Source organism: Niastella populi (assembly GCF_002078015.1).
Lineage (GTDB): Bacteria > Bacteroidota > Bacteroidia > Chitinophagales > Chitinophagaceae > Niastella > Niastella populi.
On sequence record NZ_LWBP01000208.1, the window covers coordinates 1 to 15,165 of the forward strand.

At 44.7% G+C, this 15,165-nt stretch carries 11 protein-coding genes; 1 reads left to right on the forward strand and 10 read right to left on the reverse strand.

Going from position 1 to position 15,165, the window contains the following annotated elements:
* Nucleotides 1–524, forward strand: a 524-nt coding sequence (locus A4R26_RS25240; protein ID WP_165760408.1) for a hypothetical protein, incomplete at its 5' end; no start/stop codon positions are given.
* 41 nt (nucleotides 525–565) lie between these two features.
* Here the strand turns inward: A4R26_RS25240 and A4R26_RS25245 are convergent.
* The 10 genes from A4R26_RS25245 to A4R26_RS25305 all read right to left on the reverse strand — a co-directional run bounded on the left by A4R26_RS25245 (nucleotide 566) and on the right by A4R26_RS25305 (nucleotide 15,117).
* A complete protein-coding gene (locus tag A4R26_RS25245) occupies nucleotides 566–799 on the reverse strand; it encodes a DUF433 domain-containing protein (protein ID WP_081169312.1) in 234 nt (77 codons plus the stop codon).
* 166 nt (nucleotides 800–965) lie between these two features.
* On the reverse strand, nucleotides 966–1,760 hold the full coding sequence (locus A4R26_RS25250) for a Fic family protein (protein ID WP_081169313.1): 795 nt from the start codon (nucleotides 1,758–1,760) through the stop codon (nucleotides 966–968).
* 348 nt (nucleotides 1,761–2,108) lie between these two features.
* Nucleotides 2,109–2,480 carry a hypothetical protein gene (locus tag A4R26_RS25260; RefSeq protein WP_081169315.1) on the reverse strand — a complete coding sequence of 124 codons (372 nt, stop codon included), beginning with the start codon at nucleotides 2,478–2,480 and terminating at the stop codon, nucleotides 2,109–2,111.
* A 1,045-nt stretch (nucleotides 2,481–3,525) separates the two neighbouring features.
* On the reverse strand, nucleotides 3,526–4,506 hold the full coding sequence (locus A4R26_RS25275; RefSeq protein WP_165760409.1) for a DUF5007 domain-containing protein: 981 nt from the start codon (nucleotides 4,504–4,506) through the stop codon (nucleotides 3,526–3,528).
* A 47-nt stretch (nucleotides 4,507–4,553) separates the two neighbouring features.
* On the reverse strand, nucleotides 4,554–5,240 hold the full coding sequence (locus A4R26_RS25280; protein WP_133054775.1) for a hypothetical protein: 687 nt from the start codon (nucleotides 5,238–5,240) through the stop codon (nucleotides 4,554–4,556).
* A gap of 31 nt (nucleotides 5,241–5,271) precedes the next feature.
* Complete coding sequence (locus A4R26_RS25285; protein WP_081169319.1) at nucleotides 5,272–6,849, reverse strand: RagB/SusD family nutrient uptake outer membrane protein; 1,578 nt, start codon at nucleotides 6,847–6,849, stop codon at nucleotides 5,272–5,274.
* Between the two features lie 24 nt (nucleotides 6,850–6,873).
* Nucleotides 6,874–10,014: a SusC/RagA family TonB-linked outer membrane protein gene (locus tag A4R26_RS25290; protein ID WP_081169320.1), complete on the reverse strand. Its 3,141-nt coding sequence runs from the start codon at nucleotides 10,012–10,014 to the stop codon at nucleotides 6,874–6,876.
* Between the two features lie 387 nt (nucleotides 10,015–10,401).
* Nucleotides 10,402–11,553: a hypothetical protein gene (locus A4R26_RS25295; RefSeq protein ID WP_081169321.1), complete on the reverse strand. Its 1,152-nt coding sequence runs from the start codon at nucleotides 11,551–11,553 to the stop codon at nucleotides 10,402–10,404.
* Between the two features lie 352 nt (nucleotides 11,554–11,905).
* On the reverse strand, nucleotides 11,906–14,446 hold the full coding sequence (locus A4R26_RS25300; RefSeq protein WP_242675014.1) for a M1 family metallopeptidase: 2,541 nt from the start codon (nucleotides 14,444–14,446) through the stop codon (nucleotides 11,906–11,908).
* Between the two features lie 86 nt (nucleotides 14,447–14,532).
* Nucleotides 14,533–15,117 (reverse strand): LOG family protein, encoded by a 585-nt coding sequence (locus A4R26_RS25305; RefSeq protein WP_081169322.1) that lies wholly within the window; start codon nucleotides 15,115–15,117, stop codon nucleotides 14,533–14,535.
* Nucleotides 15,118–15,165: the final 48 nt, after the last annotated feature.

Genomic DNA, 15,165 nt, shown 5'->3' on the forward strand with positions numbered 1-15,165 from the left:
ATAGGGCGCTCCTTATATTAGAGGTGGGTCATCCAACTGAAGGTTCTTTTATATTTACTTGTACAAATCAGCATATTCAAGAGCCGAATGATAGACTGCCCATGATCACCCGCCTGAGTCCTGAACCTATTGAAATGCCTCAAATGCATGAGGAAATTAGTCTTAGACTTATGTGCAAACTATGCGGCCTTTACGGCAACACTAATGTCGAACGCAATCATCCAGCCAACTTTCTGGGTAGAGCGATTGACATCGTAGTCAATGCTAAAGATGGTATTATTTTCTACGAGATTAAAACCTATAACACTTTAATTCAATCCATACGAGCCGCTATCGGGCAACTGATGGAATATGCACACTGGAGCCGCCAGAATCGGGCAAATAAATTAGTAATCGTCACCCAACGTCATCGGGTTGAAACCGAAGGAATAAATTACATCCGTTACATTCGGTCAAAATACCAATTGCCTCTCTTTTATCAATCCTTTGACCAGACGACTGGAGATTTGTCTGAACAGTATTGAAACGCCGGGGATTTCCGTGTTATATAGATCGATAAGATGCATTAGACTGCATAAATGACTACCGTATTTTTAATTTTCAGTGAAGCATACAGAAGAGATGCAGCAATATCCTGTTTTTCAAGAATAGGATGTTGCTCAAGGATTTCAGCTTCAGAAAGACCACTGGACAGAAGCTCCAGAATATCACTTACAGGAAAACGTAATCCACGTATCGTGGGCTTGCCTCCCATTGGCTCAGGCTGAATAGTAATTCTATCTAAAAGAGGCGAAGTCATTATTTAAAAATTTATCATCGTATAGCATACATATGCAGAAATTGCGAATTATCTATAATTTGCAAATATTAATACAATACTTGCTTTAGAATTTTTCAGGGAACCTTGATCCGAGTTATTTTGCAAAAATATTCGTATGACATTTATTCTTTTGGGTAGACAGTATTTATCCTTGTCCTTTCATAAACGCCAGCTTCTCTTCCAAACTCTCTGTCAATCTATCCGCCATATAATTCAACATTGGGTTCATGTCATTGTCAGATAGTTCAAAACGCCGCAGGTACTCATCTTTATTGATCTCTTTAATGAAAATAGGAGGGTATCCATGTTTTAGCAAAATAAGATTAACAAACATTCGCCCTATTCGCCCGTTGCCATCACTAAAAGGATGTATTTTATTCAAAAACTGCTGATGGAAATAAGTGGCAATAGTTAGCGGGTGTTTATCTATATTGTTTATGTCTGTGTTTTTTAAAAACTCATTTACTTCCCGGATTAGTTGCTCCATTGCTTCTGTCACCTGGTCAGGAGGTAGGTACATATGTATTTTACCGGTTGACCTTACAGTCATGTTTTCAAATGACTTGTATTCACCAGGACTATAAAGACCATAGTCCGCCCATTGAGCAGTATCTTTCATTAGTTCTCTGTGAAGTCCTTTTATATTTTCTTCAGAGATACTTTGTGATTTGTAATTGATAAATACAGCATCAAGTATCCTTTGGTGATTGATCATATCTAACACCTCGCCTGAAGCCACATTTCTGGGAGCTACAAAATCCCGAAGTAATTTAATTGTTTGACCGTAGGTGAGTGTATTACCTTCTAATTTATTTGAAGTGTAAGTAAAATCAATCTTTACTTTTCTAAAAAAAGCGTCATCCCAATCCTTTCGTGGCTTTAACTGATCTATTTTGCCTTTAAGAATTTCGATAAACGTAAGCTTCTCAGCAATACTCATTTTTTAAAATCTATTTCATAATCAAACCCCTTTGTACCAATTTTCTCCAACCATTTGTTATATAAATTATTACCTATAACAATTTGTCCATTCTGCATAGTGAGTGTTTCTCCTATAATGAAACTTTGCAAGTCGGCCCTGAACTCCTTTTGCACATCATCTAACAATATGGGAGTTTTATTTGAAAGTTTATATAAGTACCCGATGCTTTCAGATATAACAGTTAATCCGTCCATAGTTAAAAAGTAATATACTGAAACAAATGTAATAAATTTCGGACTTCTTTGGAAATCAACTGATTATTAAGCGTATAAATCGTCAAAAACAATCAAATCTGCTAATAACCGGTTAGATATTTCGCCCGCACATGCCCGAACTGGTAGTCATTACATTCATAGACATTTGAAATAAAAGGTAATTACTTTCTTCTCGTAAACGTGTATTTCTGTCACTTGCCAAAAGTGTATTTATAAAATCCTGATAACGTTTATTTATAACACAATTAAGAAGTAATCTTCTTGTTGATGGCTCAGCTGAAAAATCATTATCATACTGATATCTAAAAACAGAATAGACCTTAAAATCCTCGTATGGAATTTCAATTGTTTTTCCTTCGACAGCTTCTATAAGTTCAAAATCATTTGGAAAGTTTTTTTCAATGTTTTCTTTTTCTTCGTTATTGTAGTAATCGACTTTAATCTTAAGGGTTGGAATTGGCAAGGTTTAAGGTAACGATATTATTATTTTAGATGGAATTTTACTCAAACAACACATCCATCGTTAAATCATTCTGCACCAGTGACATCGAATACTGGTTTTTAGTCACCCCAAACGTTGTGATCATTGTTAAATAGATAGATTTACGCTTTTTTATTTCTGACGTAAAAACGCCGATCTTATTTCCGAGTTCCTCTGCATACCTCTTATCTATTGTAAAACCATTAAGAGAAAATTTCATTTCACAAACGTTGATTACATGATCACGCCTGTCAATAAGCAAATCTATCTGCGCTCTAGGTTCGCTGTTACTTATCCATGCAGATGTTGTGGTTTGAACACCGCTTATACCCAATGCCTGCTTTATTTGTTTGTGTGAGCCAAACAAATTTGTTCAAATGATAACCGCTCCATGCACGTTGTGCCGGACTATCAAGACTATTAATCCAATTATTATCGTCCAGAATACTACTCTTTAATAAAACGTAGATAAAAAAGTGAATAAAAATCGATCAATTGATATAGGCTATTTATTTCCTTATTTCCATATGCGAGATACTTTCTTATGAATCCGCTCTCTTCCAATTCTGAAAGAATCCTCGTAAGACTTCCTCCTGAAGGAAGTTTTGCTTAGAATGAATGGGATTATCAGCTTTACGTTGAATAAAGACAAAACGTTTAGCTGGAAGGGAACTGTAAACGATCCCGATGAACAGTTTTCTGGAACGTATTCTTGCAACGGGGACACATTGATACTTAATAGTAAGAAGGAAAAGACCGATAAAGAAACACACCAAATCATCTTGCAATTATTATCTTATAATAAAAACAGACTAACTATACTTTTACCTTCATATAGCAATCAAGATCTTGAGAACAATAGAATGTCTTTTAAGAGAGTGCCATACTGAATATTAAGGATCGCATTATAAACGACCCTTTTTGTTTGCCTCCTTAACAGAACAGCAGCCTTCAAAAAAATGCATCCCGCTTTTGGCAGGATGCATTTCCTAAAGACGACAAAGAGTTCGGATAGCTGATCCTATGCTCATTGTGTACGGGTGACGTCTGTCAGCCTTAGCTCGATGATATACGTGCCTTCCATTTTCAGGGTAAAGGCAAAGCGGGGATTAACTGAATACAAGCCCGGTGTAAAACCATCTATAATAGCAAAATTGCTGGGTATGCGGTAATAGATCAGGTGTCCCCAGTCGGTAGTGGCATCTATATATTTTGCCAACGGAAAAGGCGCTACTTCAAAGTCGCAGATCATAGCCGTATCGGTAAATTGCACGGGCGTGAACCGGGCATAGTTTTCGAAAGTGGGGCGGTCGCCACGCCGGATGATCTCGCCGGCCTGGGGATTGAAGGGGGCGCCGTTCTTGTCGGTGATCTTCAGAATAATCCGGGCGCCGTCGTTAGACAGTTTGGTAAAGCTCAGCTTTGGGGTTTTGTGTGCCGTAAAAATACCGGTTGATTCGTTAAAGGCATTGGAAACATTGTCTTCCTGCAGGAAGATATCTTCGGGAAGCGGGTCTACAATATTGATAGTGCCGAATGAAGGAAACTGTTTGGTGCCATTTACATTGGTCGCCTGCAGGTCGAAGGTATATTTGCCCAAAGGAATGTTTACAGAGCCGCGGTTGAAACTGATCTGCCCGCTCACGGGATTGAACTCCATAGGCGCTACAATTCTCTTTTCCCTTTTCTTATTCAGTTCGGCCACGGTGGTGTCGGTTTTGATATCGAAAGTCATCCCCGACTTGAACACGAGCACTTCATATTCTTCGAAAAACTCCTTCGGCGCAGGATTTCCGTTCTCATCGCGCAGATGCTGCATTTCAAAGGTGATGGGCGGCGTAGAGCCATCGATATCTATCCGCTGGGATTGCACCAGTGGCAAACCGCGCAGGCAATAGATATTCTTATCGATATAACGCATGGTATCGCTCAAAAAACCTTCCTGTATTTTTTTACAGGCCATGCCGGTTATTATAAGAACCAGCAGGAAGTTAATTATTTTTCTCATGGTGTATTGTCTTGCTTGTAAAAGAATAATGATAATGTATATTCTCATTAAGGCAGGGGTTCGGTATTGAAGAACAACCGGTGATAGTTGCTCATCACATGGATGGTGCCGGTGTTGGTAATAATACCGGTGGTTTGACAATCATATCCCATGTCCCTGTCTTTTGCCGGGATGGTGGTTTGATCGCGCTCTGTTTCGTCGCGTGTGCCAATCACTTTGGTAAAACGGATGTAGTCTACATGGTCGATGTAACTGCCGTAATCCTGTGTTCGCCTGAGATTGATGTAAAACGATGCATTGGGAATAGGACCCAGCAGGTTTTGATAGAAGTTGCCTTCTACCGTCAGGTGATCGCGGCCCAGGTCGCCATTGAACATATACATCTTCAGTGAGTCCTTCACTTCCTGCAATGGAAGACTGTCGAGCGTGTAAATGATATTTTCATCATTCAGCTCGATGGCCCTTCTGTTGTATCGTGCCCTTACAAACTCATCCACACTATAGTTGGTGCAGGCAAAGAAGGTGATGTCGCCATTGACGGTCTCTTTCAGTCCGGCCCTGTCTATCAAATGCACCAGGGAAGAGAACTGGGATTTCGACTTCAGGTAATCGTAGGTGGTCATATCCACCTTGGGGTTATGTGTGCCGCCATCTACTTTATAGCTGTTTTTGTTGCAGGATCCAAGACTGCCGGCCACGACGAGTATAAGTAGTGATACTAAAATATTTTTCATAATAAAAAGATAATTAAGTTAAGCACGATGATCAGATCTTGCCCAGCCAGTAAGAAGTTTGTACCAGGAACCTGTTCTCCTTGAACAGCGAGGGGCTTACCGGCCAATAAAAACCACCTCTTGCAAAGCGGCCTTCAGAAAGCCAGTCAACAAAGTTGGGATACATCCTCGTTCTAAGCAGGTCGAAGAAGATATGACCTTCGAGGTACATCTCCTTTCCGCGCTCCACGACGTATTCATACATCAGGTCGTCGCGGGTATACGTATCATCGACCCGGTTAGCAGAATTTGAGCCATTGCGTTGCCGCGATTCATTGATCACCTGTATGGCCGTATTGAGGTCATTTTTATAAAGGGCGATCTCTGCCTGCAGCAATTTCATATCTGAGTAGCGGAAGATGACCATATCATTGCTTAGATAGGCGTCGAGATTTTGCCCGGGATTCCGGTATACTACATTGCTGTATTTACGGCACATGGGTTCGGAACTGTTCACATAATCGAAGTTTTTGCGGTAACGGATATCAATGGTGTCGAGAGGGCGCGTCCATTGGCTGCCGTCCCAGTACCAGAACTGGTAATTGTTGTTGAAGTAGGAACTGGGCACCCAAAAGCGTGCGTTGTTGCCGAAGTAAGACACGTATTCGGCGCCGCGCAGGAATTCGAGGCCGATGTGGGCATTGGAGCCTTCCTGCGTTCTATCGTCCATGTACAGCTGGAAAATGCCTTCCGGTGAAGTGGCGGTGTTGCTGCGGCCGACAAAGGTCATATAATAATTAGCCGTATCGGTATAGGAATATCCGCCCTCGGCCAGTAGCCTGGTAAGGGTAGTATCGGCATTGTGCACATCGTCTTGTGCCGGTACTTTTGAGTTAAGATCGGTCATGGTGGCGCGCCACAGGTACAGGTGTGTCAGCAGTGCATAAACAGAACCTTTATTAGCCATGACCGCTCTTTCCGATTTTACGGAATAACCCCAATTCAGCAGGGCTGCGGCTTCCCTACAATCCTTTTCGATCTGCTTTTGTACGTCGACGGCTGAAGTTCGCGGCAGTTGGGGCGCCGTTATCGGATCTTCGTATGCTTCGATAACGAGGGGTACGTCGCCCCAAACGCGCGTCATTTGAAAATAAGTGAATGCGCGGATAAACAGCGCCTGCCCTTTTATCTTCCTTCTAAATTCCGCGATGTTATCTATGTCAGAAAGTTCTTCGTCGGTTGCCTGATCTATTTTGCTGATGATAAGGTTGCTCATGGTAATGGTCTTAAAGAACATCGACCAGTCGCCCAGGCTTTGTACATTGTACTTGAATGTAAAATCGCCATTTTGAATGCCGTCCAGCCCATCGCCGTTATAATCGATGGTGAAATAATTCTTGGCAACCGCATCGCCATACATGTAGTAGCGGTTGCTTTTATTGGTCAGCGCATTCCGCAGCAGGGAATAATTGCCGGCCATGGCCGATTGATAATCGCGGCCCGACTTCCAGAACACCTCATCGTAGGTAGAGTTCTTCGGTGTTTGTTCCAGGATCTTTTTGCACGCACTGCCCGTAACAATGCATACTGACAGTAGTAGAATGGTATATATTGATAATTTGCGTTCCATACTTTTTCTATTTATGCGGTCACATTAGAATTGAACTTCCAGGCCCAGGGTGAATTTTTTCGGAATAGGATATCCTGCACCGTTGTATTCACCGTATGAATTAACAGCTTCGGCATCGGGCAGGTCATTCGACCGCTGGAAGATCGCCAGATTGTCGACAACGCCAAATACCTTGAACCGGTCGATCTTGAACCTGCTAAGGAAGTTGTGGGGAAGTTGATAGCCCAGCGTAACGCTTTTGATCCTGAAGTAATCGCCTTTTTCAAGAAAGAAGGTCTGGGCTGAGGTATAATAGTAGCGATAAGTGCCAAGGTCGTATTTGGCATATTGCGCATTATCACCTGGTTCGCGCCATATATTGATCTTATTGAGATCGGGAATGGAGTATCGTACAAAGTTATTATACGGATCGCCATCGGTGGAGTTGGAGAAGCGGTCGGCTTTGAACAGGTTCAGCACATCGCGGTCGAAGGTAAAAGTGCAGAAAACGCCAAGGGAAAAGTTCTTCCAGGTGAAATTGTTCGTAAAGCCGCCGGTGATCTTTGGATTGGGATCGCCAATAGGAATTTTATCGGGGTTGAGGCCATCGTTGAATACGTCGATGAGATAATCGCCATCGAGATCGGCAAACTGGAAGTCGCCCGCGCGGTACTCGCCATTGGGATTCCTGAAGCGGGTGCCTGTATAAGGATTGATGGGAACATCCTTATCAGTACGATATACGCCAAGCGTTTTGTACAGGTAGAATGCATTTACAGGGCTCCCAACGGAAAGGATGTGCGATTTATCGAAACGGTCGCCACTCAATACCAGGTCGCGGCCGCCATTGGGCAGGTTCATGATGGTATTCTTGTTATAGGAGATATTGAGCCGGCTGAACCATTTGAGCTGGCTCTTTTGGGGAAGGATGTTGGCTGCCAGGGTTAATTCCGCTCCGGCATTCCGCACCCCTATCGAATTGGTTTTGGCCACATCGTAGCCCGATGTCACAGGCAGTATAACGGAGAACAGGCCAAAAGAATTTTCTTTATTGTAGAAGTCGAGCGAGGCGGAATATTTGCCATTCAACACTTCTATGTCGGCGCCTATATTCCATTGCTTTGATTTCTCCCAGCTCAATCCTTTCTGGGCGGCGCCATTGTAGAAGTTGGGTGTAATTGCGGTGATAGCATTGTAGGTGCCTGCGCCGCCATTACCATTAAATCCGCCGGCATTTACATTATACAGGTTGTATTGCAGGTAGTTTTCAGTAGGCAGGGCGCCGGAAGTTCCAAGGCTTGCGCGAAGCTTGATCATGGAGAACGTATTCGCCACATCTTTCATCCATGACTCTTCGGTCAGGATCCATGCCGCCGATACAGACGGAAAGAAGCCCCATTTGTTGTTTTCACCAAAACGGGACGAACCATCGGTACGTATACTGCCCGAAAGCAGGTATTTGCCATCGAAATCATACGCCATACGCCCATAGTACGACAATAAGCCATAAGCCTGGTAATCGGAATACGCGCCTATTTTCAATTGCTGGAAGCCCTGCACTACCTGGATCTGATCGGAGGCGCCGCCAAATCCCGATGCGTGGGTGTTTTGATATTGATCGTAGGTGAATTCCTGGCCGGCTACTACGCTAAGGTTATGTTTGCCAAAAGTATTTACATAGCTCATGTAATTGGACGACAGGATGTTGATCTCATTGTCGGAGAAGGCAAAAGAATAATTACCATTACCATTCTGCAATTCATTGGTTCGGTTAAAATCGCGGCGCGAATTCTTATAGATATAAGAAGTGAGCGACGTAATTCTCAGGTGGTTATTGATGGCGTAGCTTAGGTTCAACGTAAAGCTTAACTGGTTGGAAATGTTATTGTCGAGGTTGTCATCGTATTGCCCCAGCAGGAACGCCTTTTTATTTGAGTCGAGGTTAAAAAGGGATGATGGCATATTACTGGCACCAAGGCTGATGGGACTGTTGCCATCGCCATTGCCACGGGCTTTGTCGGTACGCGAGTAGTTGATGATGGGATTAATGTCTAGTTTACCACCCAGTGCACGGGCGCCCAAGTTCAGTCGCATAGTATATCTTTTAAAGCCGGTAGCTTTGACGATACCTTTTTCATCGTAGTAGCTCGTGCTGAAGCGGTAGGTGGCCCCCCCTTCACTGGCGCCGCTAAGGCTCAGATCGGCACTCTTTACATTACCGGGTTGATAGAACATGTCCTGCCAGTCGGTATTGCCATTGAAAGCAGGATTCAGGCTGTCTGTAATGAGTGCTGGTAATCCCCTCTCCTGGTTATAATCCAGTTGTTGCTGCAGGATGGCCAGTTTGGCTCTTCTTTCTTCTGCACCGAGCGTAACGTCACGGAGTTTGGGGCGTTGCACAATACCGGCATAGCCCGATAAGATCACTTTGGGAGCGCCCGTCCTGCCTTTCTTAGTGGTAACGAGAATAACGCCATTGGCGGCGCGGGAACCATAAATAGCAGCTGCCGAAGCGTCTTTCAATACGTCGATAGATTCGATATCATTGGGATTTACCCCACCGAGATAGTTAAGACCGGTGCCTGTGCCAGGCCCTACATAGGTTTCGGTAGGCTGGGGCACGCCGTCTACCACATATAAAGGACTATTGAGCACGTTATTTTCATCGTAAGCCGAACTGAGCAATGAGCTTCCCCGTACACTCACTGTAGGCGAGGCGCCTGGCGCACCACTGAAGTTTTGTACGTTTACACCGGAAAGCCGGCCCTGCAATAGCTGGTCAAAACTGGAGGCCGGCAGGTTCGCCAGTTCCCTCCCCGAAATACTGGAAACCGCAGCGGTATTCTTCTTACGGGTCACTTTTTGATAACCAATGATCACCGTTTCCGCCAGGTTGCTGTTCGATTCAGCCAGCTTAAGGGAAAGCGGCTTATCGTTGGTGACCCTGAAGGTTTGGGAAGCATAACCCACCGAAGATATTTCCAGCACTGCATTGATGGACGTTGGAAGAGAAAAGAAACCCTTGTCGTTGGTAGTAGTTCCCTTGTCGGTACCTCTGATTTTTACGCTGGCATTTGGAATTGGTATATTTCCCGGATCAGTAACGACCCCTGTGATTATAACCTGCTGAGCCTGCACGTAGAACACCAGGCATAGCATTACACATGATAAAAAGAGCTTTTTCATCAGAGCAGTTATTTTGGTTAAGCCTAAAGTTAACCCTAACGTCACGATAGCATTAAGCAGAATTTAACCAATTTTTAACCAATTTTTACTAACTAATTCCATTTAGCGTTAAAAAGTGTGAGGCAAAAAATACCCGGTACGGGCCGAACAAGACAAGGAGCTCCGTATTAATGTAGCAGAAAATGCGGTGACATATTGCAGAAATATCACATTCCTTTAAAAGGTAATTTGACGGTAATGGCCAAATTGAGGGAACTGGGTGTGCCTAAGATACCTTAGATTCAAAGTAATTTAATCAGGTAACATGTAATCGAACAAACGGTCAAAAGCGATCAGCTCTTGTATTAATCGGTTTAGTGGCAGAAAAAAATGATCCTGATCCTATAATTACAAACGTAGCTTATTCATGTCCAACGCTATTGCTGATGGCGTGTAGCCGCGTACTTTAAACACCTGCCTGTTGGGGGGTAGGTAATTGACTTCGCCACCCCGACGGGTATAAACAGCAATCGCGGCGCCGCCACCAAAGGCACCGATGAAAGGTGGGGGATACGCTTTTACAATTGCAATGTCTGTCATGGGTATATTGGCGATCTGTTGGGCAGACACCCTTACTTCATCCTGAAAGAACATTACCCCGCCACCACGCCACCTGGCAGCGCCTGTTGGAGTTATTTGCAACCCGGCAACCCTGCCTTGCAAGTAGCTGAAAACATTGGGAAAACCAATCGCACCGGGGTCATCCATAATACTAATCAACCGCTCGTCTCCTGACCTGAATAAACCGCTGACATACTCATCATTAAATTGCTGCGCCCGGGTTTTGGCGGTACTCCTCACAATGACCGCCGGCAGCGTAGTACCGCGGTCTGCAAAAAGCGCTTCCGGGGTTTCAACAGGCTTGTTCAGGGTTGGCCGCACCGCTGCTGGCGGATTACCTATGTAAAAGGGCCGGCCTGCAACGGCCAGGGATTCATAGCTGGAATCAAGTTGACTACTGATACTGATATTCAGCGGCTGGTCATTGTCGTTTGTTCGCTGGAAAGCTAACAATGCATTGTCTTCAAACAGCCAGTTACGGATAGCGAAGGTGCCGTCCGGCGCCACAGTAACTTTCTGCTCGTCCCAGTCGCCAGTTTTGGTGAGCAGCATCGCTTGTATACTGCCGATGTTCCTGGCGTCTTTTATCTGTCCAATTACTTCGAAAAATCGTTGCTGTAAGCCCGCCAGCAACGTGTATTTGCCGAGGGGCAACGAATCGGGTAAGAATATTTTACCGGAAGCCCGCCCTTCGATCACCGGCCAGCGGAGGCGGGTGCGCCGGCCCTCTTCGTCTTCAATGACCAGCTCCAGTGTTGCCAGGGATTGGTTCAGTAATTGGCCACCGCCATCTTTATAATCCACTGTCACAAGTAATGAATCGCCGGGTTGAAAGATATTTTTGATAAATTTTATATCTAAACTGCCTGTCGGCTGCTGAGCCTGTACAGAACCCGCCAACAGCAAGGCGATAAGTGATAATAATGAGATGCTTTTCATACATATACCTAATCAATATTGAAGCCAGCTGCCCTGATTAAAATAAAAAATAAAGATAAAATTGACTGTAAGCCTTCCTTAAAATCCGGCCTCTATCTGCCCACCGGCTGAATCCTCCAATCCAGCCTATTTGCCGATCAGCCTTACCGAAAACAGGTGTATAGAGCTTATCGTGAAAGATCTGCGCAAAAGGCAGGTACCGGACAAAAAAGCTAATGTAAAGATGAAGCCTGTGGATTACCCGGAAGGTGATCATCAGTCATTGACAAGAGAGATCATCAGTCATTGACAAGAGAGAGCATCATTTAAAAGGCCTGAGTCTGGTACTGTACCGAACTCAGGCTTTATAATTTTATTTTTCCGCCAGCTTCTGCGCGCGATAGAGGTTATCGGTAGCCTGCAGAATTTTTGCTTTCAGCCTGGGGTTAAAATCCGGATGTTTTTGCAGGAATTGTTGTACTACCTGCCAGGCATCTTTGGTTTGATAGGCGCCGAAAACCGCGCTCAGCCAGTTTTGCGGGAAAAAAATATCTCCGGTGCGCTGGATCTCTTCTACCAGCTCGAGACTTTGCGGCAGATATTTGTAAGATGTAGACTGGCGCAGGGGATGATGAAGGTACGCCAATGCAGTGACCACCCAGGCTTCCTTTGCCCTGTTCCTGCGATCGGCCAGGCCGGCAAAAAAACTGTCCCGTTCAGCAACGCTGGCCGACAAAGCCGGCATCAGAAAATCAAGCCGCGCCTTTTTATCTGCATCTTTCAACCGGTCGCGCTGACGGGCTATTACAGCATGCGCCGTATCGTTTTTCAATGCAATGGTTAGCGCCAGCGAAATATAATCTTCTTCCGCCAGCTTCATACCTGCCGGCGGCTGTTGTTCCTTCCATACATCATACATTCGTTTCGCAGCATTACTGCTTTCATATACGCTCTGGTATGTCTTGAACAATAACTTTTTATTATTGGGTTGCGTTTGTATTTCCATCGCCTTCCACAAAGCATCTTCTATTTGAGCTGCAAATGCCTGGCGCTCCTGAGGGGTAATGAACGACCAGTAAATACCAGCCATGTAACCGGTAAGCAATTTGAGGTTGGTTTCCTCTGTTTCAAGGATCAAACCTTTGGTAAGCAGTGTAAGCAATCCGGCCGGTGACATATACCGGCCCGAGAGTACATTCTCATATATATTCACATATGCGGCAGCGCGGCTCACTGCGCTTTTCAAATTGAAAATTTGTTCATGCACGGTTTTATCAGCCGGGAACAGCCCGTAGCCCATGCCATCTGCATTGAACAAAATAAACAGCGGCTTCAATAAACCTGTGGCAGCTTTCAGTTGCAAGCTGGCGGTGTTCATGTTCACGGTAATGGTGCGAACACTATCTGCATACACCAGTGCTATGTTAAAAACCTGCGGCCAAATACGCGCATCTCCTGATTCGGGTCGTTGCGTTATATTGAGTTTATCAATTTTGTCACCTTTGTAGCGGATTGTATAATCGAATACAGGGCGGCCCGGTTGATTCACCCATACCCTGTTCCAGCTCACCAGATCATTCTTACTATATTTTGCGAGGATCTTCACAAGATCATTCCAGGTTGCATTGCCATATGAATATTTATGAAGGTATTCCTGTACGCCTTTCCGGAAGTTTTCTTTCCCCATCAGCAATTCCATCTGCCGCATCATGATGGGCGCTTTGTGATAAATGATATTACCGTACATAGAACCGGCATCCTGCAGATTTTCGAGTTGCTGGCGAATGGGATTCGCACCGGGCGTGCGATCTACACCATAAGCGGCCGGATAGTGGTCTTGCAGAAACTTCAGATTGAAGGTTTCGCTTCCCATCAGTTTTTCCACCACTTTATCTGCCATGAAATTGGCAAACACCTCTTTCATCCATACATCATTGAACCATTGCATGGTTACCAGATCGCCAAACCACATGTGCGCCGTTTCGTGCGAGATAAGGCTGGTACGGGCAATAAGCTGATCTTTTGTTGGTTCTTTCAAAAACAGCGCTACTGCTTTGTATTGTACTTCGCCGGGATGCTCCATACCACCGAACTGAAAATCAGGAATAGCAGCAAATCCTACTTTTTGAAAGGGATAACGGATCCCCGTCCACTCTTCGAGATACTGAAGTGCCTCTTCATGGCCCTTGAAAACGGAATCTACATTGCTGCCCGGGTCAGCTTCACGGTAGATAAATTCCGCATTGTATTGCCCAATTTGTTTTTGCGCATGAGCATACACGCCCGCGGTAAAAGAGAACAGGTAAGTTGGCAACAGGTCCGATTCGGCAAAGTTATAAACGGTTTGCGAACCGTTTGTGACACTGTCTTTCAGCCTGCCGTTCGCCAGTGCTTTCCAACCGGATGGCACCCGTAATGTCAACGTAAAACGTGCTTTAAGATCGGGCTGGTCGAAGCAGGGAAATAAGGTGCGGGCCCTATCCGGTACAAACAGTGCATACAGGTAATCCGCATTGCGGTTCAGGGCTGCGTCACCGGCCGTGAATTGCAGGTTGATAGTGTTTTTACCTTTACGCAAATGTGATGGCGAAATCACAACATGTTCGCTTTCGAGCTTTGGTGTGATCGTTTTGCCGTTAACGGTCAATGTATGTATATGCCCCACATCCTGTTTGAAATCGAGTTGTAACGGCTGGACGTTGGCTTTCAGACTGAGGTAAATGGTTTCCGTGGCACTGATGCTTTCGCTTTTCAATGCAGGTATCTTAAAATCGAGGTGGTAGCGAAGATCAGCAATCTCTGCCCGGCGATGTACTGCCAATTCGCTGGAAACGCCCGGCGATACGGTTTGCTGTGTAAAGGCCGGCATACTCAGGCTCATAAGCAGGATCAAATTTCTCAAGTTCTGCATCATGCATTTATAAAGTTGGGAACAGCAATATTAACCGGTTTGATCATTTTTTCAAAATGCAGCCGCGAATTCTGAATACGTTTAAGATGTCAGGTCAACCCCTTTTTTGTTATCCATTTGCCTACTTCAGGGGCTTTGTAAACTGCCATTTGATGTAACAGGTTTTCGATGTTATCGCTCACCAGCAGCATATCCCTGTTCACGTTTTTCAAAAAACCACTGTCAACCATGGTTTTCGTCAATACGTTGATACAGTCATAATAACCGTTTATATTTAAAAGTGCCACCGGTTTTTCGTGCAGCCCCAGTTGCGCCCACGTCAACATCTCAAATAATTCTTCCATTGTTCCAAACCCACCCGGCAATGCAATTACGCCTTCACATAAATCGTTCATTTTAAGTTTGCGTTCGTGCATACTGCCTACCAGAATGAGTTCCGTCAAACCTTCATGGGCCAGTTCTTTTTCCTGCAGGAATTTGGGCAATACGCCTATTACTTCTCCGCCTTCACTTAAGGCCCCATCTGCCACCGCACCCATCAATCCAACTTTTGCGCCGCCATACACCAACCTGATCCCTTTCTTCGCCAATACCTGTCCCAATAAATTTGCCTGATCTTTATAAATTTCATCAAATCCAAAACTTGAGCCGCAGAAAATGGTTACACTTTTCATCTGAAATATTTATGGAGTTTTGGCCAGATGCCCGTTCGGATGCCCCGT